This is a genomic window from Streptomyces sp. NPDC059443, from assembly GCF_042750105.1.
Taxonomy (GTDB): domain Bacteria; phylum Actinomycetota; class Actinomycetes; order Streptomycetales; family Streptomycetaceae; genus Streptomyces.
The window spans coordinates 17,089-41,675 of sequence record NZ_JBHYVM010000055.1 but is presented as its reverse complement, the minus strand read 5'-3'; the positions used below and the strand labels follow the sequence as shown (position 1 = coordinate 41,675).

General features: G+C 70.4%; 19 protein-coding genes and 1 pseudogene. 4 read left to right on the top strand and 16 right to left on the bottom strand.

Going from position 1 to position 24,587, the window contains the following annotated elements; all coding sequences use genetic code 11:
• From ACFXDJ_RS34605 to ACFXDJ_RS34590, 4 genes and pseudogenes are all read right to left on the bottom strand, one after another.
• Positions 1–692 (bottom strand): annotated as a pseudogene (locus ACFXDJ_RS34605) (ribonuclease E/G); the annotation flags it as partial.
• Positions 693–926: 234 nt separating this feature from the next.
• Complete coding sequence (locus ACFXDJ_RS34600) at positions 927–1,718, bottom strand: TIGR03936 family radical SAM-associated protein (protein WP_384652254.1); 792 nt, start codon at positions 1,716–1,718, stop codon at positions 927–929.
• Between the two features lie 131 nt (positions 1,719–1,849).
• Positions 1,850–3,241, bottom strand: a complete 1,392-nt coding sequence (locus ACFXDJ_RS34595) for a hypothetical protein (protein ID WP_384652256.1) — start codon at positions 3,239–3,241, stop codon at positions 1,850–1,852.
• A gap of 49 nt (positions 3,242–3,290) precedes the next feature.
• Positions 3,291–3,434, bottom strand: coding sequence for a hypothetical protein (locus tag ACFXDJ_RS34590; protein ID WP_384652258.1), 144 nt, complete (start codon positions 3,432–3,434; stop codon positions 3,291–3,293).
• Positions 3,435–3,709: 275 nt separating this feature from the next.
• Between ACFXDJ_RS34590 and ACFXDJ_RS34585 the strand changes: the two genes are divergently transcribed.
• Positions 3,710–4,987, top strand: a complete 1,278-nt coding sequence (locus ACFXDJ_RS34585) for a recombinase family protein (protein WP_384851215.1) — start codon at positions 3,710–3,712, stop codon at positions 4,985–4,987.
• 48 nt (positions 4,988–5,035) lie between these two features.
• Here ACFXDJ_RS34585 and ACFXDJ_RS34580 read toward each other — a convergent pair whose 3' ends face one another.
• The 10 genes from ACFXDJ_RS34580 to ACFXDJ_RS34535 all read right to left on the bottom strand — a co-directional run bounded on the left by ACFXDJ_RS34580 (position 5,036) and on the right by ACFXDJ_RS34535 (position 17,596).
• The gene (locus ACFXDJ_RS34580; protein WP_384652262.1) at positions 5,036–6,976 is read right to left on the bottom strand and encodes a TIGR03960 family B12-binding radical SAM protein; all 1,941 of its coding nucleotides are present in this window, start codon (positions 6,974–6,976) and stop codon (positions 5,036–5,038) included.
• 72 nt (positions 6,977–7,048) lie between these two features.
• Positions 7,049–8,605 carry a CHAD domain-containing protein gene (locus tag ACFXDJ_RS34575; RefSeq protein ID WP_384652264.1) on the bottom strand — a complete coding sequence of 519 codons (1,557 nt, stop codon included), beginning with the start codon at positions 8,603–8,605 and terminating at the stop codon, positions 7,049–7,051.
• Between the two features lie 101 nt (positions 8,606–8,706).
• Positions 8,707–9,906, bottom strand: coding sequence for a rod shape-determining protein RodA (gene rodA / locus ACFXDJ_RS34570; protein WP_384652266.1), 1,200 nt, complete (start codon positions 9,904–9,906; stop codon positions 8,707–8,709).
• 6 nt (positions 9,907–9,912) lie between these two features.
• On the bottom strand, positions 9,913–12,090 hold the full coding sequence (gene mrdA / locus ACFXDJ_RS34565) for a penicillin-binding protein 2 (RefSeq protein ID WP_384652268.1): 2,178 nt from the start codon (positions 12,088–12,090) through the stop codon (positions 9,913–9,915).
• A 13-nt stretch (positions 12,091–12,103) separates the two neighbouring features.
• Positions 12,104–12,808 carry a rod shape-determining protein MreD gene (mreD, locus tag ACFXDJ_RS34560; RefSeq protein ID WP_384652270.1) on the bottom strand — a complete coding sequence of 235 codons (705 nt, stop codon included), beginning with the start codon at positions 12,806–12,808 and terminating at the stop codon, positions 12,104–12,106.
• 12 nt (positions 12,809–12,820) lie between these two features.
• Positions 12,821–13,762, bottom strand: coding sequence for a rod shape-determining protein MreC (gene mreC / locus ACFXDJ_RS34555; RefSeq protein WP_384652272.1), 942 nt, complete (start codon positions 13,760–13,762; stop codon positions 12,821–12,823).
• A gap of 183 nt (positions 13,763–13,945) precedes the next feature.
• Positions 13,946–14,965 (bottom strand): rod shape-determining protein, encoded by a 1,020-nt coding sequence (locus tag ACFXDJ_RS34550; protein WP_069923827.1) that lies wholly within the window; start codon positions 14,963–14,965, stop codon positions 13,946–13,948.
• A 296-nt stretch (positions 14,966–15,261) separates the two neighbouring features.
• A complete protein-coding gene (gene ndk, locus ACFXDJ_RS34545; RefSeq protein ID WP_327306765.1) occupies positions 15,262–15,672 on the bottom strand; it encodes a nucleoside-diphosphate kinase in 411 nt (136 codons plus the stop codon).
• A gap of 55 nt (positions 15,673–15,727) precedes the next feature.
• On the bottom strand, positions 15,728–16,078 hold the full coding sequence (locus tag ACFXDJ_RS34540; RefSeq protein WP_384652275.1) for a DUF4233 domain-containing protein: 351 nt from the start codon (positions 16,076–16,078) through the stop codon (positions 15,728–15,730).
• Positions 16,079–16,081: 3 nt separating this feature from the next.
• Positions 16,082–17,596, bottom strand: coding sequence for a bifunctional folylpolyglutamate synthase/dihydrofolate synthase (locus tag ACFXDJ_RS34535; RefSeq protein ID WP_384652277.1), 1,515 nt, complete (start codon positions 17,594–17,596; stop codon positions 16,082–16,084).
• Between the two features lie 118 nt (positions 17,597–17,714).
• On the opposite strand from ACFXDJ_RS34535, the gene ACFXDJ_RS34530 reads away from it, so the two are divergent.
• The gene (locus tag ACFXDJ_RS34530; protein ID WP_384652279.1) at positions 17,715–18,779 is read left to right on the top strand and encodes a rod shape-determining protein; all 1,065 of its coding nucleotides are present in this window, start codon (positions 17,715–17,717) and stop codon (positions 18,777–18,779) included.
• A 35-nt stretch (positions 18,780–18,814) separates the two neighbouring features.
• On the opposite strand, the gene ACFXDJ_RS34525 is transcribed toward ACFXDJ_RS34530, so the two are convergent.
• Complete coding sequence (locus ACFXDJ_RS34525) at positions 18,815–19,963, bottom strand: sensor histidine kinase (protein ID WP_384652281.1); 1,149 nt, start codon at positions 19,961–19,963, stop codon at positions 18,815–18,817.
• A gap of 139 nt (positions 19,964–20,102) precedes the next feature.
• Between ACFXDJ_RS34525 and ACFXDJ_RS34520 the strand changes: the two genes are divergently transcribed.
• Positions 20,103–20,684 (top strand): vitamin K epoxide reductase family protein, encoded by a 582-nt coding sequence (locus ACFXDJ_RS34520; protein ID WP_384652283.1) that lies wholly within the window; start codon positions 20,103–20,105, stop codon positions 20,682–20,684.
• 96 nt (positions 20,685–20,780) lie between these two features.
• Here the strand turns inward: ACFXDJ_RS34520 and ACFXDJ_RS34515 are convergent, their stop codons facing one another.
• A complete protein-coding gene (locus ACFXDJ_RS34515; protein WP_384652285.1) occupies positions 20,781–23,402 on the bottom strand; it encodes a valine--tRNA ligase in 2,622 nt (873 codons plus the stop codon).
• Positions 23,403–23,529: 127 nt separating this feature from the next.
• Here ACFXDJ_RS34515 and ACFXDJ_RS34510 point away from each other — a divergent pair, with 127 nt between their 5' ends.
• Positions 23,530–24,465 carry a hypothetical protein gene (locus ACFXDJ_RS34510; protein ID WP_384652287.1) on the top strand — a complete coding sequence of 312 codons (936 nt, stop codon included), beginning with the start codon at positions 23,530–23,532 and terminating at the stop codon, positions 24,463–24,465.
• Positions 24,466–24,587: the final 122 nt, after the last annotated feature.

The following is a 24,587-nucleotide window of genomic DNA, read 5'->3' as shown; positions in this document are numbered from 1 at the left end:
GCACGGCGACGGGCGCGCACCGGAGCGGCGGCGGGAGCAGCAGGCTCCTCCTCCACCACGACGACGGGCGCGACCTCGGCAGCCGGCGCCTCGGGAGCGGCCACGGCACGGGTCGCACGGCGACGGGCGCGCACCGGAGCGGCGGCGGGAGCAGCAGGCTCCTCCTCCACCACGACGACGGGCGCGACCTCGGCGACCGGAGCCTCGGGAGCGGCCACGGCACGGGTCGCACGGCGACGGGCGCGCACCGGAGCGGCGGCGGGAGCAGCAGGCTCCTCCTCCACCACGACGACGGGCGCGACCTCGGCGACCGGAGCCTCGGGGGCGGTCACGGCGCGGGTGGCACGACGGCGGGCACGGGCGGGAGCGGCGGCCGGTGCGGCCGGCTCCTCGGCCACGACGGCCGGAGCCTCGACCACCACGACGGGCGCGACCTCGGCGACGGGCGCCTCGGGAGCGGCCACGGCACGGGTGGCGCGGCGGCGGGTACGGGCCGGAGCGGCGGCCGGAGCGGCCTCTTCGGCGGGGGCGGCCGCCACCACGGGTACGGGGGCCGCCTCGGTGGCGGCTACCGGGCCGCCGGGGGGACCGGCCGGCCGGGACGCGGCACGCCGGCGCCTGCGCGGAGGCAGGTTGTCGCTCGGGCTGCCACTGTCGGCGGCGGTGTTGTTGTCGTTTTCGTTGTTGAGCATGCGGGGTTTCTCCCGTCACGCTCCCGGGCGCCGCGGCTGACTTCCGGTCCGGCACGGCTCCGCGTAATGAGCGCGGGGCCGGCCTCCGGGGCGCGTTCGCCACACGGGAGCTCAGTTCAATGGCCGCCGGTTCCGTACGTGGTAGTTCGTACGGCCTGGCGGAAGTCTTCAGGTCTGTGCGCGGCCCGACCCAGGTGGCTCCCGAGTCACAGGGCTGCGCGACGACGACGATCCCTACGCGGCGGGACCTTCCGGCGCCTTCGCGTCGGCGGCTACGGCCGCCGTGGATGGGGCGGCCGTGACTGCCTCGCGGTCGGGCGCGAGCGGGTCGGTCACCGTGCCGGACTCCTCGTCGAAGAGCCCCTGCGCCAGCCTGGTCACCGCAGCGGGGACCGGCGGCGTTAGGTCGGCCACAGCTCGGAGACCGGACAGGACGTCGTCGGGTCGCACGGCAGGTGTCAAATGCCGAACAACCAGCCGCAGTATCGCACAAGCATTGTCCACGGGCCTATCAGCCTGTGCGGTATCCGATACGGGAACCGTTTCCAGGCTGACGACCGCGCCGCGCGTGTCGAAGGTCCGCATGCCGTTCTTGGTGCGGCGCTGGACCTCGACCGTCTCGGCAGCGAGGAAGGCCTCGACGGCCCGCTCCGCGTCCGCGGGCTCCACGCCGTCCAGGCGCAGCTCCCACACGGAGGCGGTCAGCCGCTCGGCGAGCCCCGACGTACGGGCCTCGACGGCGTCGATGATGTCGAGCCCGACGGGCATCGACTCGTCGAGCAGTTCGCGGAGGGTCGCGGGGTCGCGGGGCTCGGCGAGGGCGATCTCCAGGTATTCGGCCTCGCTGCCGGTCCCGGTGGGGGCGGCGTTCGCGTACGAGACGCGCGGGTGGGGTGTGAAACCGGCCGAGTACGCCATGGGCACCTCGGAGCGGCGCAGGGCCCGCTCGAACGCGCGCTGGAAGTCACGGTGGCTGGTGAACCGGAGGCGGCCGCGCTTGGTGTAGCGCAGACGAATGCGCTGCACCACCGGTGCGGGAGGCGGGCCTTCGGGCTGTCGCTTGCCCAGTGGTTCTTCTCCTTGTGCGGGGCTTCGCGGCTCGCGCGTCGCCCTGAGGTCTGTGGAGCCTGCGGGCGGGCCGCGTCCTGCCCTCCGGCTCACCCCTGCGTGTGCAGGGAGATCTCAGGAGTGGCGGGCGTGTCGCCTACGGCTGTGTTACTACCCAGAGTACGCGCCCGTGACCTCGCTGGTTCCCGGGGCGGCCCGCCGAACAGCATCCGCCGTACGTCGGCCCGTGCCTCGCTCACGGCGAGGCGGGAGGTGTTCCATACTCCGCGGACGAGGCGGCCGGCCGGGGTGACGGTGTGCCGGTACGCCGACCGGGCCGCGCGTCGCGTCGCGCTCCACCCCGCGCGGACGGCGTGCCCGACGGGGGTGGCGATCCGCCGGTGGGCCCAGGCGACGGGCCGCACGACGAGCCCGCGCCACACCCTCACGAACCCGCGCCACAGGGCCCGGCTCACCCGCCCGGCGAGCTGCCAGGCACCGAGGAGCAACCGCCCGAGCGGCACCAGCCCGTACGTATAAACACCCCACCCGAGCGGCGCGGCCACGAACCGCCACAGCGTGACGCAGGGCCAGAGGACCCCGTAGGCCAGCACGCGCACGAGCAGCCACCCGAAGCCCTTCCCGACGGGAACGAGAACGTACCGATACCCGGCACCGACCAGCCCCCCGATCCCCCGCGCGATCCACAACACCCCCCGCCCGAGCGGCACCAGCACGTGCCGCCACAGCCCCACCCACGGCCAGACGAAGACCACCATCCCCAGCGCCCAGCCGACCCACATCAGCCCCTTGGCCAACGGCACCAGCAGGTACCGGCCCCCTCCCCGCCCGAGCCAGAGCAGCCCGCCGCCGAGGGGCCGCAGCACATGCGCGTGGAGCCCCCGCCCGATCCACAACAGCCCCTGCCCGAGCGGCCGAAGCCCGTACGCGTGGACACCCCGCCCACACCACCCGATCCCCCGCGCGGCCGGCACCAGCACGTACCGCCACAGCCCCACCCACGGCCAGTAGAAGAGGGCCATCCCCAGCGCCCAGCCGCCCCACTTGATCCCCTTGCCCACGGGCCGCAGCAGGTACGCGTAACCGGCTCGCGCGCACCAGCCGATCCCGTGCCCGAGCGGTCGCAAGACGTACGCGTTGGCCGCCCGCGCCACCCGGGCGATCCCCCGTCCGAGCGGAACCGCGACGTACCGCCACAACCCCACCCAGGGCCAGAAGAAGACCAGCTTGAACAAGGCCTCGATCAGCCACTCAAGCCCGCGCAGCACCGGCACCACGGCGCGTTCCCAGAACCAGGCCAGCCCCCGCCCCGCCGGTCCGAGGACCGTCCGGTGCAGCATCCGCGCGAGGGCGACGAGCAGGTCCCACACCACCCGTACGGGCAGCACGATCAGCACCGCCACGACCTTCACGGGTACCCGAACGACCCCCACCAGACACCCGTCACCCTGCGGCGGCGGCTGCGACTTCTCCAGTTCCATGCCGCTAAGGACACACCACGCCCTCAACCCGTTGCGCCGGGGCCCTCTTTCAGGCGACGGACCCCCTCGGCCGGACGCGTGCCGCGACCTCGACCAGCGCTGCGTTCACGGTGTCCTCAACCGTGCGAGTGCCGAGCGCCTCGGCAGCCAACGCCAGCACTTCCTCATCGACGTCGATCTCGATCTCAGCCATTGGCCGACTCCCATTCAAGATATTTGACATTCCACTGGACAGCGATAACGCACCTCTACGAACCTGCCAGAGATCGCCAGATTCGACCAACTGTTTTCAATTGCCTAAACCACCTCCCCCCACACCACTATCTTCCCAGCATGAAAACACGCCGAATGAATTTCACGGACGATTCATGGACCGCAACAGACAAGGCACTCCTGGCCGAGCTGGAGTGAGATGAACACTCATTGCCCGCCGACGCTCCGCGGGCACTGCTGTCCGTACGACTATCGGTGCTCACGGAAACAACGACCTCACCCGTACGGCAGGAACTCGACCTTCGCCTGCTCGCCAGGGAACGGGGATACAGGGTCGTCGGGGTAGCCCGCGACCTGAACGTCTCCGCGACGAAGGTGCCGCCCTGGCGGCGTCCGCAGCTCGGCCCCTGGCTCATCGACAGGGCGCCAGAGTTCGACGTACTGCTCTTCTGGAAGATGGACCGCCTGGTGCGACGAGTGGCCGACTTGACCACGATGATCACCTGGTGCTTGAAGCACGGCAAGAACCTGATCTCCAGACACGACCCCATCGACCTGACCACAGAAGCCGGGAAGACGCTCGCTGCCCTCGTCAGCAGTGTCGCCGAGATCGAGGCGGCCAACACCGGCGATCGAGTCACGAGCCTCTGGAACTACACGAAGACGCAGAGTGCGTGGCTGGTCGGCAAACCCGCGTATGGCTACACCACGACCCACGACGCAGCAGGCAGGAGGGTCCTCACCATCGACGAGGTCGCACAGCGCGCCCTGCACTGGTGCCGGGACAGAATCCTGCAAGGGGCCTCGGCCAAGCGCTTGGCCGGCGTGCTGGTACGCGCGGGGATCTGCGGCCCGGGGCTCACCACCGCCACGCTGCTTCGCAGGCTTCGGAACCCGGCCCTCGTGGGATACCGCGTAGAAGAAGACAAGAAGGGCGGCGTTCGCCGCTCGAAGCTGGTGCTCGGAAAGGACGGAGATCCGATCCGCGTCGCCGAGGGAATCTTCACCGAGGAACAGTTCCAAGAGCTTCAAGCAGCACTCGATCGGCGCACAAAGCGTCAGCCCACCCGCCAGACGGGCGGGGGGACCACGTTCCTCGGAGTCCTCGTATGTGCCGTTTGCGGCACCAACATGCTCGTGCAGAAGACGAGGTCGAACTCCAAGAGCTACGAGTACCTCCGATGCCGCGATTGCCGGGGAGGCGGGCAGGGCGCTCCCAACCCTCAGAGCGTCTACACCAGACTCGTGGATGACGTCCTGTCCGCGCTTGGAGACGAGCCCGTGCGTGTCAGGGAGTACGCGAGGGGCGAGTGGGTCCTGGCGCATACGGGCGAGACCTTCCGCCAGTCCTGGGCGGCGGGCGGAATCAAGGAAATGACCAAGGACCTTCTCCGCGCGGGCATCACGTGCAAAGTCACAAGGACCAAGGTTCGGAAGGTCCGCGCCCCTCAGGTCCACACACAGCTGGTCATACCTGACGACGTACTTCAGCGGCTCGTGATCACCCGGGACGAATTCGGGTCCGCCCTCTAGAAATGCGGATGTCCCCCTGTCGCTCGACAAGGGGACATCCGCACGACCTCACGACTTCGGGGTTTCGCCCACCACGCTCAGGGGGAGCAGCTTCTTCCCGGTCGGTCCGATTTGAATATTGGTCTGGAGCGCAGGACACACGCCACAATCGAAGCAGGGCGTCCAGCGGCAGTCCTCGACCTCGGTTTCGTCGAGGGCGTCCTGCCAGTCCTCCCAGAGCCATTCCTTGTCGAGGCCCGAGTCCAGGTGGTCCCACGGGAGGACCTCCTCGTACGTGCGCTCGCGCGTCGTGTACCAGGCCACGTCCACGCCGTGGGCGGGGAGGGTCTTCTCGGCGGCCTGCATCCAGCGGTCGTACGAGAAGTGCTCGCGCCAGCCGTCGAAGCGGCCGCCGGACTCGTACACGGCGCGGATGACGTCGCCGACGCGGCGGTCACCGCGCGAGAGGAGGCCCTCGACGACGCCCGGCTTGCCGTCGTGGTAGCGGAAGCCGATGGAGCGGCCGTACTTCTTGTCCCCGCGGAGCTTGTCGCGGAGCTTGCCGAGGCGGGCGTCCGTCTCCTCGGCGGAGAGCTGCGGGGCCCACTGGAAGGGGGTGTGCGGCTTCGGGACGAAGCCGCCGATCGACACCGTGCAGCGGATGTCGTTCTGGCCGGAGACCTCGCGGCCCTTGGCGATGACGTTGACCGCCATGTCGCCGATCTGGAGCACGTCCTCGTCGGTCTCGGTCGGCAGGCCGACCATGAAGTACAGCTTCACCTGGCGCCAGCCGTTGCCGTACGCCGTGGAGACCGTCCGGATCAGGTCCTCTTCCGAGACCATCTTGTTGATGACCTTGCGCATGCGCTCGGAGCCGCCCTCGGGGGCGAAGGTCAGGCCGGAGCGGCGCCCGTTGCGGGTCAGCTCGTTGGCCAGGTCCACGTTGAAGGCGTCCACGCGGGTCGACGGGAGGGACAGGCCCACCTTGTCGTCCGTGTAGCGGTCGGCCAGGCCCTTGGCGATGTCCGCGATCTCGGTGTGGTCCGCCGAGGAGAGCGAGAGGAGACCGACCTCTTCGAAGCCCGTCGCCTTGAGGCCGCGCTCCACCATCTCGCCGATGCCGGTGATGCTTCGCTCCCGCACGGGGCGCGTGATCATGCCGGCCTGACAGAAACGGCAGCCGCGGGTGCAGCCGCGGAAGATCTCCACGGACATGCGCTCGTGGACGGTCTCGGCGAGCGGGACCAGGGGCTGCTTGGGGTAGGGCCACTCGTCGAGGTCCATGACCGTGTGCTTGGACACGCGCCACGGGACGCCGGAGCGGTTCGGGACCACACGGCCGATGCGGCCGTCCGGCAGGTACTCGACGTCGTAGAAGCCCGGCACGTAGACGCCGCCGGTCTTCGCGAGACGCAGCAGGACCTCTTCGCGCCCGCCCGGGCGGCCCTCGGCCTTCCACGCGCGGATGATCTCGGTCATGTCGAGGACGGCCTGCTCGCCGTCGCCGATGACGGCGCAGTCGATGAACTCCGCGATCGGCTCGGGGTTGAAGGCCGCGTGGCCGCCCGCGAGCACGATGGGGTGGTCGACCGTACGGTTCTTCGCCTCCAGCGGGATGCCCGCCAGGTCCAGCGCCGTCAGCATGTTGGTGTAGCCGAGCTCGGTGGAGAAGGAGAGCCCGAACACGTCGAAGTCGCCGACCGGGCGGTGGCTGTCGACGGTGAACTGCGGCACCTTGTGCTCGCGCATCAGCTCTTCGAGGTCCGGCCACACGCTGTACGTGCGCTCCGCGAGCACGCCCTCGCGCTCGTTGAGCACCTCGTAGAGGATCATGACGCCCTGGTTGGGCAGCCCGACCTCGTACGCGTCCGGGTACATCAGCGCCCAGCGCACGTCGGCGCTGTCCCAGGGCTTGACGGTGGAGTTGAGCTCACCGCCGACGTACTGGATCGGCTTCTGGACGTGCGGAAGCAGGGCCTCAAGCTGAGGGAAGACCGACTCGGTCATCACGCGACTTTCATGAAGCGGGCAGGGGGCGACTCTCAAGCGTACCCCGATGCCCGGCGGCCCCCCGCCCCAAGATCAAGCCGCCCCCCGGCGGCCCGCCGGTCGTGCGCCCGCCTCGGCCCGCAACTCCAGCGCGGGAGCCGCGGCCGCCGCCCACACCTCGGGGAGCTCCCGCTCCAGGCGCTCGGCAAGCGCCTCCTCGTGGGCGTAGAGCACGCCCCAGGTGAAGGCCGACTCCCCCGCGGCCGCCGCCTGGACCGCGATGGAGCGCAGGGCCTCGCGGGCGACGACGCTGTCCTGGTGGTCGCCGAGCAGGTTCTGTACGGCCTTCATCTCCTTGGCCAGCCGCCGGGCGGGCTTGCCGAGGGCCGGGGCCGCCGCCTCCGCCGCGTAGCGGGCCCGCTTCGCGGCCTTGCGGGCCTCGTGCAGGGCCAGGTCGCGCGGCTGCCCGGGGTCCGTGGCCAGGGCGCGTTCGACCCGGCCGGCGAGGCGTGCGTAGTCGGCGAGGACCGCGGTGGGCAGGGCTGCCCGGGCGGGCCGGCCGGCGGGCTTCAGCAGGGGCGGGTCGGCCAGCAGGGCTTCGAGGGCGTTCAGCAGGGCCACGTAGCGCTTGCTGTCGAGCGCGGCGATGGCGGCGCGCCGGGAGCCGCCGCGGCGGGCGGTGTTCCACGTCTTCAGGCGGCCTCGGACGGGGCCGAGCAGCAGGGTGGGCGGGAGTTCGCCGAGCCGGGTCTGGATCCGCTCCAGCAGGACTTCTCGGTCGCGGTCGATGCCGAGTTCGGCGGCGAGCCAGCGCAGTTCCTCGCCGATCGGGTCGGTCGCGGCGGGGTCGAGGATCCGGCGGTGGGTCCGGAAGGCGCCGCGCAGCCTTCGGGTGGTGATCCGCATCTGGTGGACGGAGTCGGGCAGGCCGCGGCGGACGGCGGGGTCCTGGGCGATGAGGGTGTCGCACTGTTCGCGCAGGTACGAGAGCACGTACGCGCCCGTCGTGCCCTCGGGGCCACCGCCCACGGCCCGGACCGGCGGTTCGGCGGAGGTCTCGGCGAGCGCGCGGGCCAGCTTCGAGGGGGCGTCGGAGACGAGCAGACCGGCCTTGCGGAACTTCTTCTCCACGGCGTCGAGGAGCGCCGGGTCCACCCCGTCGGCGAGTTCCACCTCGACCTCGGTCCATGCGGCGGCGGTACCAGCATGCTCGGCGCGTACGGAGTCGGTGGACAGTTCCGCGAGGAGTGCGCCGTCGGCGTCGAGGAGGTGGCTGACCTTGCGCGAGGACACCAGCCTGACCTGCGGTTCCAGGGTGGTGTCGCGGACGCGGGAGCGGAGCAGGGCGGCCAGCGGGCCCGGCACGGTGTCGCTGAGGGGGGCGGTGATCTCGTCGCGCACGCCGGGGGCGACGGGCAGTTTGAGGTGCCAGCCCGCGTCGGCGCCGCCGGTGCGGCGGCGCAGGGTGAGCCCGTCGGCGGCGAGCCGCTGGTCGGGGGTGTCGTAGTAGACGGCGTCGAGGTCGACCGTGCCCTGGTCGGTGACGGCCGCGACGGCGGCGGTGCCCGTCAGGTCCGGCACCCCGCGCCGGGTCCGTTTCGCCGTAGAGAACTCGAATTTCCGCTCGATCTCGCGCTTCGTGTCCACCATGAACCGAACCTAGTCCTGAACGGCGGGCGACGTGAAGGCAAACGGGGAGAGCGGCGCAAAAGCGGCCCCGGGCGGCTCGGGCTGGCCGACATCCGTGCAGGTCAGGCCGACATCGGCCGCTGGACCCTGATCGACTGGAGCAGTCCGATGGCCACCCACACGGCGAACATCGACGATCCTCCGTACGACACGAACGGCAGCGGGAGCCCCGCCACCGGCATGATCCCCAGCGTCATCCCGATGTTCTCGAAGGACTGGAAGGCGAACCAGGCGATGATCCCGGCGCACACGATCGTGCCGTACAGCTCGGTCGTCTCGCGGGCGATGACGCAGGCCCGCCACAGGATGACGCCGAGCAGTACGAGGATCAGCCCGGCTCCGACGAAGCCCAGCTCCTCGCCCGCCACCGTGAAGACGAAGTCGGTCTGCTGCTCCGGTACGAACTGGCCGGTGGTCTGCGATCCGTGGAAGAGCCCGGAGCCGGTGAGTCCGCCGGAGCCGATCGCGATGCGCGCCTGGTTGGTGTTGTAGCCGACGCCTGCGGGGTCGAGCTCGGGGTTGGCGAAGGCCGCGAAGCGGTTGATCTGGTACTCGTCGAGGATGCCGAGCTGCCAGATCAGGACGGCGCCGGCGGCGCCCGCGCCGAGCAGGCCGAGCACCCAGCGGTTGGAGGCGCCGGAGGCGAGCAGGACGCCGAGCACGATCACGATCATGACCATGACGGAGCCGAGGTCGGGCATCAGCATGATGATGCCCATCGGGGCGGCCGCCAGGCACAGAGCCTTGACGACCGTGCGGTGGTCGGGGTTGGCGAGGTCGCCGGCGTCGACCCGGGCGGCGAGCAGCATGGCCGTGCCCAGGATGATCGTGATCTTCACGAACTCGGAGGGCTGGAGCGAGAAGCCGCCGCCGATGACGATCCAGGCGTGGGCGCCGTTGATGGTGGCGCCGAGCGGGGTGAGCACGGCGAGGATCAGCACGATGGAGAGCCCGTAGAGGATCGGTACGGCTCCGCGCAGGGTCCGGTGGCCGAGCCAGACGGTGGCGATCATCAGCACGAGGCCGATGCCGGTGTTCATGGCGTGCCGGTAGAGGAAGTAGTACGGGTCCCCCTGGTTCAGGGAGGTCCGGTTGCGGGTCGCCGACCACACCAGCAGGGAGCCGATGAGGGAGAGGGCGAGCGCGGAGAGGAGTATCGGCCAGTCGAGCCGGCGCAGCACCGAGTCGCGGGCGGTGAGCTTGGCCATCGCCCCGCGCTCCGGCGCGTACCGGGATACGGAGAACTTGTTCGCGGTCTGCATCAGGGTTCAGTCCTGCCGTGCGGCGGGCGGGGCGGGCGGCCCGGCGAGCGGGGCCGGCGCCAGGTCTTCCGGGGACGGGGGCACGTACGGCTTGATCTCGGGCGAGTCGATGGAGCCGTCGGCCTGGATGGTGGGGAGTTTGGCCTCGGGGTGGAGCAGCAGGGCCGACTTGAGGTCCTGCTTGCCGGCCATGTCGAGACCGTAGATGGCGTTGTAGACGTTGCGGACGGCGGGGCCCGAGGCTCCGGAGCCGGTGCCGCCCTGGGAGATCGTCATGACGATCGTGTAGTCGTCGGTGAAGGTGGCGAACCAGGAGGTGGTCTGCTTGCCGTAGACCTCGGCGGTACCGGTCTTCGCGTGCATCGGGATCTGCTTCTGGGGCCAGCCGCCGAAGCGCCAGGCGGCGGTTCCGCGGGTGGCGACGCCCTCCAGGGCGGCGACCATCTTCTGCCTGGTGACTTCGGTCATCGGCAGCTTGCCGTGGGCCTGCGGCTTGATCTCTTCGATGTGCTTGCCGTCCGCGCTGATGATGGCCTTGCCGATGGTGGGGTTCCACATGGTGCCGCCGTTGGAGATGGCCGCGTAGATGGTGGCCATCTGGATCGGGGTGACGAGGGTGTCGCCCTGGCCGATGGAGTAGTTGACGGCGTCACCGGCGCGCATGAGGTTGCCTTCGAGGCAGTTCTCGTAGGACAGCAGCTCGACGTAGGTGCCGCCCTTCTTGCCCGTCTTGCACCATCCGGCCTTGTTGGCCTCCCAGAACCGCTGCTTCCATTCGCGGTCGGGGACCCGGCCCTTCTCCTCGCCCGGCAGGTCGATGTGGGTCTCGGCGCCGAGGCCGAACTGGTGGGCGGTCTTGTAGAAGATCTGTGCCGGGTTCTTCTTCGGCTTGAGCCCGCCGTCCTTGAGCCATTCCTTGTGGCCCAGGGCGTAGAACACGGTGTCGCAGGAGACTTCCAGGGCCCGGCCGAGGGTGATCGAGCCGTGGCCCTGGGATTCGAAGTTCTTGAAGACCTGGCCGCCGATGGAGTACGAGCTCGGGCAGGGGTAGTCGCCGTCGAACGGGTAGCCCGCGTTGACCGCGGCCGCGGTCGGGATGACCTTGAAGATGGAGCCCGGGGCGGCCTGGCCCTGGATCGCCCGGTTCATCAGCGGGACGTTGGACTCCTTGGCGGTGAGCTTGGCGTAGTCCTTGCCGGAGATGCCGCCGACCCACACGTTGGGGTCGTAGCTCGGGTTGGAGGCCATGGCCACGACCCGGCCGGTCTTGGACTCCAGGACGACGATGGCGCCCGCGTCCGCCTTGTAGGGGACGCCGGTGTTGCGGTCGATCTGCTTGCGCGCCTCCAGCATCGCCGCGTTCAGCTCGTACTCGGCGACGCCCTGGACGCGGGCGTCGATGCTGGTGACGAGGTTGGCGCCGGGGACCGCCGGGTCGTTCCTGGCCTGGCCGATGACCCGGCCGAGGTTGTCCACCTCGTAGCGGGTGACGCCCGACTTGCCGCGCAGCTCCTTGTCGTACGTGCGCTCGATGCCGAAGCGGCCGACCTGGTCGGAGCGCAGGAACGGCGAGTTGGTGGTCTTCGCCTTGACGATCTCCGCGTCGGTGACCGGGCCGAGGTAGCCGAGCACCTGGCCGGTGTTGGCGCCGCCGGGGGCCGGGTAGCGGCGTACGGCGGTGGGCTCGGCCGTGATCCCGGGGAAGTCCTCGGGGCGCTCGCGGATCTGCAGGGCCTGCTGGGTGGTGGCCTTGTTGGTGACGGGGATCGGCTGGTATGGGGAGCCGTTCCAGCAGGGCTGCGGGGTCTCGTTGTTGCAGAGCCGGATCTTGTAGGCGACGTCCTGCGGCTTCATGTCGAGGACCCCGGCGAGCTGGGCGAGCACCGCCTTGCCGCGGTCCTTCATCTTCATCAGCTCGGTGCGGCTGGCGGAGACGACGAGGCGGGTCTCGTTGTCGGCGAGCGGGACCCCGCGGGCGTCGAGGACCGAGCCGCGCACGGCGGGCTGGACGACCTGCTGGACGTGGTTGTTCTTGGCCTCGTCGGAGTATTCGTCGCCGTTGCGGATCTGGAGGTACCAGAGCCGCCCGCCGAGGGTGCCGAGCAGGGAGAAGACGAGGACCTGGATGATCACGAGCCGGATCCGCACCCGGGAGGTGCGTCCGGTCTCCGGAATGTTGGTCACGGGGACTCCTCCCTCACAGCTTCTTGACGCTCTTCACACCCTTGATTCCCTTGACGCCCTTTATCCGGCCGGCCCGGTTGGCGCGGCCGCGGGCGGTCTTCATCCGCAGGCCGCCGCGCTGGCTGCCGATCCGCAGGCCGGTGCCGCCGGCCAGCCAGCCGGAGGCGATGTCCTTGCCGGACGGCGGTCCGCCGTTGGCCTCGACGGCCATCGGGTCGTTGTCCGCGCGGCGGGCCAGCGCCATGATGAACGGCACGGTGAAGGGCGCGAGCAGCAGGTCGTAGAGGACGGCGGTGAACAGCAGCCCGGTCAGGCCCACATGGCGGGCGGCGGTGTCGCCGACCAGGGCGCCGACGCCCGCGTAGAGCAGGGTGGAGGCGAAGGCCGCGCCCACGACGGTGAGCATCGGGCCCCAGGCGGAGCGGAAGCGGCCGGTGTCGGGGCGGACCAGGCCCGCGACGTAGCCGATGACGCACAGCACGAGCGCGTAGCGGCCGGCGGCGTGGTCGGCGGGCGGGGCCAGGTCGGTGAGGAGGCCTGCGGCGAAGCCGATGAGGGCGCCGCTGACGCACCCGTACACGAGTGCGAGGGCGACGACGGTGAGCAGGACCAGGTCGGGGACGGCTCCGGGGAGTTGGAGCCGGCCCAGGATGGAGACCTGGACGACGAGGGCGACCACGACGAGCGTCGCCGAGAGCAGGATCCGGTTGAAGCGCATGGTGATCGGCTCCTACTCGTCGGCCGGCTTGCCGGAGACGCTGGCCGACGGGGTGACCGTGACGGTGACCGTCGGGGTGGGCTTGGGCGCCTCGGGCTTGGGAGGCAGGACGGCGTCGCGCGGGTCCTCGCGCGGGGGCATCACCACGACGCCGACGATGTCCAGGCGGGAGAAGCCGACGAAGGGGCGGATCCAGATGGTCCGGGTCAGGTCTCCGCGCGAGGGGTCGACCTTGACCACCTCGCCGATCGGGACACCGGGGACGAAGGGCTTGTTGCCGCGCGATCCGAAGGTCACGAGGCGGTCGCCGGGGGCGACCTTGGCCTTGCCGTTGAGCATCTGCACGGACAGCGAGCGGTCGCCCTGTCCGGTGGCGAAGCCGAGCTCGCCGGTCTTCTCCAGGCGGGTGCCGACGGTGAAGTCGGGGTCGTTGGCGAGGACCACGGTGGCGGTGTCGGGACCGACGGTGGCGACCCGGCCGACGAGTCCGTCCCCGTTGAGGACGGTCATGTCGCGCTCGATGCCGTCCTTGGTGCCGGCGTCGATGGTGACGGTCCAGGAGAAGCCCTGGGCCGCTCCTATGGCGATGACCTCGGCGCCCTTGATGCCGTACTGCCCGGCGCCCGCACGCTTGAGCATCTCGTCCAGCTCGTGGATCCGGCTGCGGGTCTGGTCGTCGCTGCCGAGCTTGGCCTTCAGCGCCGCGTTCTCGCGCTCCAGCGTCGCGATGCGGCTGTGCCGCTCGCCGGAGTCCCGTACCGCCCCTATGGCGTTGGCGACCGGATCGACCCCTTTCGCCACGCCCTTCTCGACCGGCCCGAAGACCGCTGCGGCGGCCTGTCGGGCACCGCCGACCGGCGACTCCTCACCCGTCCTGATGTCCACCGTGATCAGTGCGAACGCGATGGCGATCAGAAGCACCAGGAGCAGCCGGCTTTCTCGTGTGTCCCTCACGTGCGGCGGCCGTGCCTTCCTCTTAGTTACTGTGCGGCGAAGCCGCTCCGGTGGAGCCGGGGCTCGCACCGGTGCTTGCCTGTATATCAACGATCCGCCGTACGGGCCCGGTAGCACCCGTACGGCGGATCGTTGGTGTTCGTCGTACCCCTCGGAGAGGGTCCGGGGGCGCGGCCGGCCGGGTCAGCGCCGGGGCTGGGCGTCCAGGACCTGCTGGAGGGCCTCGAACTCCTCCACGCACTTGCCGGATCCGAGCGCGACGGAGTCGAGCGGGTCCTCGGCGATGTGGATGGGCATGCCCGTCTCGCGGCGCAGCCGCTCGTCGAGGCCGCGGAGCAGGGCGCCGCCGCCGGTGAGGACGATGCCGCGGTCCATGATGTCGCCGGAGAGCTCCGGCGGGCACTTGTCGAGGGTGGTCTTGACGGCGTCGACGATCGCGTTGACCGGCTCCTCGATCGCCTTGCGGACCTCGGCGGCCGAGATCACCACGGTCTTCGGGAGGCCGGAGACCAGGTCGCGGCCGCGGATCTCGGTGTGCTCGTCCTTGTCGAGGTCGTAGGCCGACCCGATGGTGATCTTGATCTGCTCGGCGGTCCGCTCACCGAGGAGGAGCGAGTACTCCTTCTTGATGTGCTGGATGATCGCGTTGTCCAGCTCGTCGCCGGCCACCCGGATGGACTGTGCCGTGACGATTCCGCCGAGGGAGATGACGGCCACCTCGGTGGTGCCGCCGCCGATGTCCACGACCATATTGCCGGTGGCCTCGTGGACGGGCAGGCCCGCGCCGATGGCGGCGGCCATCGGCTCTTCGATGATGTGCACCTGGCGGGCGCCGGCCTGCGTGGACGCCTCGATGACGGCGCGGCGCTCCACTCCCGTGATGCCGGAGGGAACGCAGACCACCACGCGCGGGCGGGCCAGGTAGCGGCGCTTGTGGATCTTGAGGATGAAGTACCGGAGCATGCGCTCGGTGATCTCGAAGTCGGCGATCACGCCGTCCTTGAGGGGCCGGACCGCGACGATGTTGCCGGGCGTCCGGCCGATCATCTTCTTCGCCTCGGAGCCGACCGCCAGGATGCCGCCGGTGTTCGTGTTGATGGCGACCACGGACGGCTCGTTCAGGACGATTCCCCGGCCACGCACGTACACCAGCGTGTTGGCGGTCCCGAGGTCGATCGCCATGTCACGGCCGATGAACGACATGTAGTTCCCCTTGTTCCCCATGAGGAGCGTCTGGCCTTCCAGTTGATAGCAGCTGCTGTCAGGTCGGCGAGGTGGGTGTGTGGGTGGAGGCCCCATCGTAGTGCCGCAAGTACGGACATCGCGCGACGGGACTCCGGCAAGCCCGCCGGAACGGATACCCGCCCCCATAGTGGTGACGTCGTGTCCTGTCGATGCGTTCCCGGTAATCACCGGTAATACCAAAGGGCGACCGAAATTACTTCGGTCGCCCCAGGTCATGAGCGCTATTCGGCTGATGTTCCGTCAGGAAAGAGTGATCACAGCGCCGGGAAGAACAGCTTCAGCTCGCGCTCGGCGGACTCCTCGGAGTCCGATGCGTGGATCAGGTTCTCCCGGGTCACGGTGCCGAAATCCCCCCGGATGGAGCCGGGTGCGGCGGCGATCGGGTCAGTGGGTCCGGCCAGCTGGCGGACACCCTCGATCACGCGTTCCCCTTCGACGACCAGGGCCACGACCGGGCCGCTGGCCATGAAGCCCATGAGGGGCTCGTAGAACGGCTTGCCCTTGTGCTCCCCGTAGTGCGCTTCCAGGGTCTCCTGGTCCAGCGTGCGCAGTTCGAGCGCGGGAATGGTCCAGCCGGCCTTCCGCTCGATGCGGCCGACGATCTCGCCGATCAGGCCGCGACGGACGGCGTCGGGCTTGAGCAGGACGAGCGTGCGCTGGGTCATGTTTCGGCTCCTTGCGGCATACGGGTGCGGTAGGGCGAATCTACAGGGACTCGGACTAGGCCTGGGCCTCGGCCTCGGCGTGGGCCGCCGCCCAGCGGGCCTTGATGTCGTCGATGCGGCGGCCGTAGTGGATCGAGCACCACCACAGGCCCGCGAAGACGGCGCCCAGGAAGAACATCATCGGGACGACGAGCCCGCTCAGGACCAGCCCGATCTGCAGCGCCCAGCCGATCTGCACGGCCCCCGGGCGGGACAGCATCCCGCACAGCAGCACCGACAGCAGCATCGCGATCCCGCAGACCGTCCAGACCGTGGCCTGGCTCAGATCGCCCTTCATCGCGACCAGTCCGGCGAACCCGATCACGAAGAACTCGCCGATCAGCGTCGAAGCACACAGCGTGCGCATCCCTCAGCCCCTCTTCAGCAGCAGGCGGGCCTCGCCCACCGTGATCACGGACCCGGTCACCAGGACCCCGGCCCCTCCGTACTCGGCCTCTTCCTCGGCCAGCGTGATCGCCGCCTCCAGGGCGTCGTCCAGCCGCGGCTCCACCTGCACCCGGTCCACGCCGAAGACCTCGACCGCGATGGCCGCCAGGTCGTCGGCGGACATCGCCCGGTGGCTGGTGTTCTCCGTGACCACGACCTCCGCGAAGATCGGCTCGAAGGCCTCGAAGACCCCCCGCACGTCCTTGCCCTCGCTCGCGCCCACGACACCGATCAGCCGGCTGAAGCCGAAGGCCTCGGTGACCGCCTCCGCCGTGACCAGCGCCCCGGCCGGGTTGTGCGCCGCGTCCAGGACCACCGTCGGGCTGCGCCGCACCACCTCCATGCGGCCCGGCGAGGTCACCGAGGCGAAGGCCTTGCGCACGGTGTCCGCGTCCAGCGCCCGCGCGTGGTCCGCGCCGATCCCGAAGAAGGCCTCGACCGCCGCCAGCGCCACCGCCGCGTTGTGCGCCATGTGGGCGCCGTACAGCGGAAGGAAGATCCCGTCGTACTCGCCGCCCAGCCCGCGCAGCGTCAGCTGCTGGCCTCCGACCGCGACCTCACGGGTGACGACGCCGAACTCCATGCCCTCGCGGGCCACCGTCGCATCGACCTCGACGGCCTTCTTCAGCAGGACCTGCGCCGCGTCCACCGGCTGCTGCGCCAGGATCACGGTGGCGCCCTGCTTGATGACCCCACCCTTCTCCTGCGCGATCTCGCCGGGAGTGGAGCCGAGCCGGTCCGTGTGGTCCAGGCTGATCGGGGTGACCACGGCCACCGCGGCGTCGATCACGTTGGTGGCGTCCCAGGTGCCGCCCATGCCGACCTCGATCACGGCCGCGTCCACCGGGGCATCCGCGAAGGCCGCGTAGGCCATCCCGGTGAGGACCTCGAAGAACGACAGCCGGAACTCCTCGGCCGCGTCCACCATCTCCACGTACGGCTTGATGTCGTGGTAGGTCTCCACGAACCGCTCGGCGGTGATCGGCGCCCCGTCCAGGCTGATCCGCTCGGTGACCGAGGACACGTGCGGGCTGGTGTAGCGGCCGGTGCGCAGCTCGAAGGCGTTCAGCAGCGCCTCGATCATGCGGGCCGTGCTCGTCTTGCCGTTGGTTCCGGTGACGTGGATGGAGGGGTACGCGCGCTGCGGCTCGCCCAGGACGTCCATCAGCGCGGCGATCCGGGTGACGGACGGCTCCAGCTTGGTCTCGCCCCAGCGGCCGGCCAGCTCCTGCTCCACCTCCCGCAGCGCCCGGGCCGTCTCGGGGTCGGTGGGGACATCGGGTACCGGGTCGCCCTGGGGCGGACCGGCCTGCGCGCGAAGGGTGCGGCTGCCCGCAGCGATCACCGCCAGGTCGGGATCGCGGTCGGACTCTTCCGCCACGATCTGGTCGAACTCGTCGAAGCTGTCATCGTGGCTCTCGGGCTGCTGCTCACTCACGGGACCCAGTCTACGGATGAGAGCCACGAGGACCTTCGACCCGGTCGTTTCGGGACCTTCGGCGCCCGGGGCGGCCGGATCGTTATGCAAGCCTTGCGGACAGGAGATTGGGGAACAAATGCCGCAGGCGCACATAGAAACGACGGGTCCCAGCAAGACCCCTTCCAGCCGCGACATAGGAATCGACCTGGGGACCGCCAACACCCTCGTCTACGCACGGGGGCACGGCATCGTCCTGAACGAGCCGTCCGTGGTCGCCGTCCGGGCCGGTACGACCACCGCCCTGGCCGTAGGCACCGAGGCCAAGGAGACCATCGGCCGCACCCCCGGCTCCATCACCGCGATCCGCCCGCTCAAGGACGGCGTGATCTGCGACTACGAGGCCGCCGAGGAGATGATCCGGCACTTCGTGCGCAAGGCGGTCCCCGGCCGCCGGGTGCGCACCCGCATGGTGATCTGCGTACCGTCCGGGGTCACCCCGGTCGAGCGGCGGGCCATCATCCACGCGTCCACCCGGGCCGGCGCCAAGACCGTGCACCTGATCGAGGAGCCGATGGCCGCGGCGATCGGGGCCGGGCTGCCGGTGTCCGAACCGCGCGGCTCGATGGTCGTCGACATCGGCGGCGGCACCTCGGAGGTCGCGGTCATCTCGCTGGGGGGAATCGTCACCGCCCAGTCGCTGCGGGTCGGCGGCGACAGGCTGGACGCCGCGATCATGGACTACGTCCGCAAGGAGCACTCGCTGCTCATCGGCGAGCGCTCCGCCGAGGACATCAAGATCGCCATCGGCTCGGCGTGGCCGGTGCCGGACCAGCCGGAGCTGGAGACCCGCACCTTCACCGTGCGCGGCCGCGAGAAGGTCGGCGGCATGCCCAAGACCCTCCAGCTGGACGCCACCGACGTGCGGGCGGCCCTCGACGAACCCATCGAGGCGATCATCGCGGCGGTGCGCACCACCCTGGAGGAGTGCCCGCCCGAGCTGTCCGGCGACGTCATGGAGCACGGCATCGTCCTGACCGGCGGCGGCGCGCTGCTGCCCGGCCTGGACCTGCGGATGGCCTCGTCCACCGGGATCCCGGTCTTCGTCGCGGACGCCCCGCTGGACTGCGTCGCGCTGGGCTCGGGCCGCTGCGTCGAGGACATGGACAAGCTCAGCAGCCTGCTGGCACCGGCGAAGGCCTAGCCGTACGGCCCCGGGGCGCTAGCCCTTCGGGAGGATCAGCCCTTCGGGAGGGTCGCCAGGACCTCGTACGAGTCCTCCGTGCGCCGCGCCGCCAGGGTTCCGCCCAGGCTGCGCACGCGCTCGGACATGCTCGCCGTGCCCGAGCCCGCAGAGACGGGGGCCCGGGTCGGGGTGCGCTCCGGCAGTGCGTTGCTGACGGAGATCCGCAGCTGCGGGCCGTCCGCCGAGATGGTGACGTCGATGGTCTCGCCGCGGGCGTGCTTGGCCGCGTTGGTCAGGCACTCCTGCACCACCCGGTAGACCGCCGCCTGCCGCAGCGGCGAAAGCCCGTGCACGTCCGGATCCAGGGCGAGGCGTACGGGGGAACCCGCGCGCCCGCTCTCCTCCGCGAGCGCCGCCAGCCCTTCCACGCCCGGGGTCGCGGCCCGTTCCCCGCGCTGGACGATGATCTCGTTCAGCACCAGGTGGGCCTGGCGGGCGGTGTCGGCGAGCTCTTCGAAGTCCTTCGCGTACGCCGTCTCGCGGGCCCGCATCGACAGCACCTCGGAGCGGACCGTGAGCAGGGTCAGCTCGCGTCCGACGAAGTCGTGGACATCGCGGGCCACGGAGGTCCGCTCCTGCTCCACCGCCTGGAGCACGGCCGTCTCGGCCCGCCGGGCGGCGAGCTCGCGCACGAGGTCGTGGCGGTACGCGGCGATGCCCACGGCCGAGGCGAGGACCCCGATGGGCACGACGAGGCTGAGGAAGGAGCTGAGCGTCTCGGCCTTCGGCTCGGGCCAGCCGGGCACGGTGAACACCACCAGCGCGAAGACCACGTAGCCGAGGGTGGCCAGGATTCCGGCGCGGCGTCCCCGGTAGCGGCCCACGGAGTAGAGCGCGAACTGGATCAGGGTGAGCTCGTGGAGCCAGCCGATGAAGACCAGCGAGGTGAGGTACGCGACCCAGGGCGAGCGGCGGCGCACCAGCAGGCTGAGGCAGCCGGCGGCGAGCACGACGGCGGCGAGCGGGCCGTTGAGGGAGTTGTCGGCGGCGGCCAGGCCGGGCAGGTCGAGGGCCATCAGCGCGAAGCAGCTGACTGCCGTGAGCATGTCCATCGCCCGCGGAGACCCGGTCCAGCCCTCGAAGAACCGGCGGCCGGGGGCCAGGGCTCGGTGGAGTGCCGAGATGGCGGGCTTGACGTGCATGCCCCCCATCATCCGTGGTCGCTGCCACGGATCCGATCTGCCTGCGCCGCCCAAAAAGTGATATATGGCACTCCGCATGCCGTGAAGATGGCCGAACGGCCCTGCCGCCCGGGGTGTCCGGCTTCGTAGCGTCGGAGGAATGAGCTCCCGCAACAGCCTCGGACAAACCGGCCCCGCCGCTGCCCCGCGGGGCCTCGCCCTGCTCGTGCTCATCGGCGGACTGATCGGCACGCTGGCTTCCGGCGTCCTCACGTACGACCGCATCCGTACCCTGGAGGACCCTCTCTTCACCCCGGGCTGCAACGTCAACGCGGTGCTGAGCTGCGGCGACGTGATGACCACCTGGCAGGGCAACCTGCTGGGCTTCCCGAACATGCTGCTCGGCATCGCCGGCTTCGCGGGTCTCGCCGGGCTGGGTGCGGCCCTGGTGGCCGGGGCGGTGTTCCCGCGCTGGCTGTGGCGCGGGCTGTGGGCGGGGGTCGCGGCCGGGTCCGGGTTCACGGTGTGGCTGATCAGCCAGTGCCTGTACGTGATCGGCGCGCTCTGCCCGTGGTGCATGATCGTCTGGGCGGTGATGATCCCGCTGTTCTGGTACGTCACCCGGCACCTGGCGCCCGCCCGCTCCCTGCTCCGCGCGATCCCGCACTGGCTGGTCCCGCTGGCCGCGTACGGGGTGGTCGCCGTGCTGATCCTGACGAAGTTCGGCCCCCGGCTGCTGTGACGCCGGGCTCCCTGCGGGGAACAGATACGGCGAAGGCCCCCACGTCGACCGACGGCGTGGGGGCCTTCGCTTGCGCTCTACGGCGCCACCGGGCCGCTAGGCGGCGGGCAGCGCTTCCAGCTGGGCCTGGAGCCGGGCGATGTCCGCCTCGGCCTTGGTCAGACGGCCCTTGATCTTGTCCACGACGTTGTCGGGGGCCTTCGCGATGAACGCCTCGTTCCCGAGCTTCGCCTCGGCCTGCTGCTTCTCCTTCTCGGCGGCGGCCAGGTCCTTGCCCAGCCGCTTGCGCTCGGCCGGGATGTCGATGGTGCCCGACAGGTCGAGCGCGACGGTGGCGCCGCCGACCGGAAGGGTCGCGGTGGCGCTGAACTCGTCGCCCTCCGGCTGGAGGCGCAGCACCTGGCGGATGGCGGCCTCGTGGGCGGCCAGCGCGGTGGCGGACAGGTCCAGGCGGGCCGGAACCTTCTGCTTGTCGTCCAGGCCCTGCTCCTTGCGGAACCGGCGGACCTCCCTGACCAGGGTCTGGACGCCCTCGATCTCGGCCTCGGCGGCCGCGTCGCGGAAGCCACTGTCCTTCGGCCAGTCGGCGATCACGAGGGACTCGCCGCCGGTCAGCGTGGTCCACAGCGTCTCGGTGACGAAGGGGACCACCGGGTGCAGCAGCCGCAGCATGACGTCGAGGACCTCGCCGAGGACCCGGCCGGAGACCTTGGCCTGCTCGCCGCCCGCGAAGAAGGTCGTCTTCGACAGCTCGACGTACCAGTCGAAGACCTCGTCCCACGCGAAGTGGTAGAGGGCGTCCGACAGCTTCGAGAACTGGTAGTCCTCGTAGAAGGCGTCGACCTGGGCGACCGTCTTGTTCAGACGGGACAGCACCCAGCGGTCGGTGGCGGACAGCGCCTCGACCGGCGGCAGCTCGCCCTCGATCGTGGCGCCGTTCATCATCGCGAAGCGGGTGGCGTTCCAGATCTTGTTGGCGAACTTGCTGGAGGCCTGGACCCAGTCCTCGCCGATCGGGACGTCGACGCCCGGGTTGGCGCCGCGGGCCAGGGTGAAGCGGACCGCGTCGGAGCCGTACTTGTCCATCCAGTCCAGCGGGTTGACCGCGTTGCCGAAGGACTTCGACATCTTCTTGCCGCGCTCGTCGCGGACCATGCCGTGCAGGGCGATGGTGCCGAACGGCGGGGTGCCGTCCATCGCGTACAGGCCGAACATCATCATCCGGGCGACCCAGAAGAAGAGGATGTCGTAGCCGGTGACCAGCACGGCGTTCGGGTAGAACTTCGCCAGGCTGTCGGTCTGCTGCGGCCAGCCGAGCGTGGAGAACGGCCACAGGCCGGAGGAGAACCAGGTGTCCAGGACGTCCGTGTCCTGGGTCCAGCCCTCGCCGGCGGGCGGCTGCTCGTCGGGGCCGACACAGACGATCTCGCCGTTCGGGCCGTACCAGACCGGGATGCGGTGGCCCCACCACAGCTGGCGCGAGATGCACCAGTCGTGGAGGTTGTCGACCCAGTCGAAGTAGCGCTTCTCCATCTCCTGCGGGTGGATCTTGACCCGGCCGTCGCGGACCGCGTCACCGGCGGCCTTGGCGAGCGGGCCGACCTTGACCCACCACTGGAGCGAGAGGCGGGGCTCGATGGTGGTCTTGCAGCGCGAGCAGTGGCCGACCGAGTGGGTGTACGGACGCTTCTCGGCGACGATCCGGCCCTCGGCGCGCAGCGCGGCGACGATGGCGGAGCGGGCCTCCAACCGGTCCAGGCCCTGGAAGGGGCCGTGGACGGTGATGATGGCGTGCTCGTCCATGACGGCGAGGTTGGGCAGGCCGTGGCGCTGACCGATCTCGAAGTCGTTCGGGTCGTGCGCCGGGGTCACCTTGACGGCGCCGGTGCCGAACTCGGGGTCGACGTGCTCGTCGGCGACGACCGGGATGCGGCGGCCGGTGAGCGGCAGCTCGATCTCGGTGCCGACGAGGTGCTTGTAGCGCTCGTCGTCGGGGTGGACGGCGACGGCCGTGTCACCCAGCATCGTCTCGGCGCGGGTGGTGGCGACCACGATGGACGCTTCGCCCTCGCCGTAGCGGATCGAGACGAGCTCGCCGTCGTCGTCCTGGTACTCGACCTCGATGTCGGAGATCGCGGTGAGGCAGCGCGGGCACCAGTTGATGATGCGCTCGGCGCGGTAGATCAGCTCGTCGTCGTAGAGCTTCTTGAAGATGGTCTGGACGGCCTCGGACAGGCCCTCGTCCATGGTGAACCGCTCGCGCGACCAGTCGACGCCGTCGCCGAGGCGGCGCATCTGGCCGGAGATCTGCCCGCCGGACTCGCCCTTCCACTGCCAGACGCGCTCGACGAACGCCTCACGGCCCAGGTCGTGGCGGGACTTGCCCTCCTTGGCGAGCTCGCGCTCGACGACGTTCTGGGTGGCGATGCCCGCGTGGTCCATGCCGGGCTGCCACAGGGTCTCGTAGCCCTGCATGCGCTTGCGGCGGGTGAGGGCGTCGATCAGCGTGTGCTCGAAGGCGTGCCCCAGGTGGAGGCTTCCGGTGACGTTCGGCGGGGGGATGACGATGGCGTACGGAGGCTTCTCGCTCTTCTCGTCCGCCTCGAAGTACCCACGCTCCACCCAGCGCTCGTAGAGCTTCCCCTCTACGTCGGCCGGTGCGTAGGCGGTCGGCAGTTCGGTGTCAGGGCTGCTGGGTGTCTGCGTGTTCTCGGTCACGGGCCACAGTTTAGAGCGGTAACAGTCCAGTCATGAAACCGGCTTTCCAGGGACCCGGGGCCTTGCGCGGCTCCGGCTTCCGCAAGGATGTGTGGGACGAATAAGCAACCTCATAGGGGGACGCGGGATGAGCTACAACCAGCCAGGGCCGTACGGGGGCCAGCAGCCGCAGCAGCCGGGGCCTTACGGCCAGCAGCCGCCGCAGCAGCCGGGACCCTACGGACAGCCCGGCCCCTACGGACAGCAGCCCGCCCCGCAGCCCGGCTACGGGTACCCGCAGCAGGCTCCCCCCGGAATCCCGCCGCAGGGCTACCCGCAGCAGCAGCCCCCGTACGGCGGCTACCCGCAGCAGCCTCCGTACGGCGGCACGCCCCCGAAGAAGTCGAAGGCCGGTGTGATCATCGCGGTGGTCGTGGCGGTCGCCGTGGTCGCGGGCGCCGGCTGGTACTTCACGAAGGGCGGCGGCGCGAGCGCCTCCATCTCCGCCGACACCAAGGGCTACAAGCTGGTGGCCCCGGAGACGGTGAACGACTTCAAGAAGGACGGGAAGTCCAAGGACACGCCCCTCAGCGACACGGACAAGAAGGAGCTGGAGGGGATCGGCATCAAGAACCCCACCCGCGTGGCGCAGGGCTACCAGGCCGGTGACCCGAAGAACCCGCTGACCGCCAAGGGCCTCAACTTCTCCGGCATCTACGGCGACGTGGCCGACCCCGAGAAGTCGGTGGACGCGTACTTCGCCATGGCCAAGCTCAACGCCGGCAAGGACAAGTCCTTCTCGGCGGAGCTGATCGGGAACCCGCAGGCCATGACCCCGTCCGGCTTCAAGGGCGCGGTGATGAAGTGCCAGGAGATGAAGCTGAACTCCACGAGCGCGAGCACCACGGACAAGACGCCGAAGGAGATGATCCTCCCGATCTGCATCTGGGGTGACTACAGCACCGTGAGCATGGTCAGCGCCAGCGACGCCGCCGCCCTCCTGTCCGGCAAGAAGGGCTACACCCTGGAGCAGACCGCCGACCTGACGGCCAAGCTCTACAGCACCGCCCGCGTCAAGAAGTAGCGGCCGGCACGCAGTCACGCAGAAGGGGGGGCCCCCCCGCGGGGGGGCCCCCATATGGGCAGCCGTCAGGGGGGGGGGCGGGCGCCGCGAGCGGGGGGGGGCCCCCGCCGGAGGGGGGGGTC

What these genes read in the sequence shown, in the direction of transcription:
- ACFXDJ_RS34595 (WP_384652256.1), bottom strand. Translation starts at nt 3,241, where the DNA reads ATGGAACTGGAGAAGTCGCAGCCGCCGCCGCAGGGTGACGGGTGTCTG.
- ACFXDJ_RS34590 (WP_384652258.1), bottom strand. Translation starts at nt 3,434, where the DNA reads ATGGCTGAGATCGAGATCGACGTCGATGAGGAAGTGCTGGCGTTGGCT.
- ACFXDJ_RS34575 (WP_384652264.1), bottom strand. Translation starts at nt 8,605, where the DNA reads ATGGTGGACACGAAGCGCGAGATCGAGCGGAAATTCGAGTTCTCTACG.
- rodA (WP_384652266.1), bottom strand. Translation starts at nt 9,906, where the DNA reads ATGCAGACCGCGAACAAGTTCTCCGTATCCCGGTACGCGCCGGAGCGC.
- mreD (WP_384652270.1), bottom strand. Translation starts at nt 12,808, where the DNA reads ATGCGCTTCAACCGGATCCTGCTCTCGGCGACGCTCGTCGTGGTCGCC.
- ACFXDJ_RS34550 (WP_069923827.1), bottom strand. Translation starts at nt 14,965, where the DNA reads ATGTCGTTCATCGGCCGTGACATGGCGATCGACCTCGGGACCGCCAAC.
- ndk (WP_327306765.1), bottom strand. Translation starts at nt 15,672, where the DNA reads ATGACCCAGCGCACGCTCGTCCTGCTCAAGCCCGACGCCGTCCGTCGC.
- ACFXDJ_RS34540 (WP_384652275.1), bottom strand. Translation starts at nt 16,078, where the DNA reads ATGCGCACGCTGTGTGCTTCGACGCTGATCGGCGAGTTCTTCGTGATC.
- ACFXDJ_RS34530 (WP_384652279.1), top strand. Translation starts at nt 17,715, where the DNA reads ATGCCGCAGGCGCACATAGAAACGACGGGTCCCAGCAAGACCCCTTCC.
- ACFXDJ_RS34525 (WP_384652281.1), bottom strand. Translation starts at nt 19,963, where the DNA reads ATGCACGTCAAGCCCGCCATCTCGGCACTCCACCGAGCCCTGGCCCCC.
- ACFXDJ_RS34520 (WP_384652283.1), top strand. Translation starts at nt 20,103, where the DNA reads ATGAGCTCCCGCAACAGCCTCGGACAAACCGGCCCCGCCGCTGCCCCG.
- ACFXDJ_RS34510 (WP_384652287.1), top strand. Translation starts at nt 23,530, where the DNA reads ATGAGCTACAACCAGCCAGGGCCGTACGGGGGCCAGCAGCCGCAGCAG.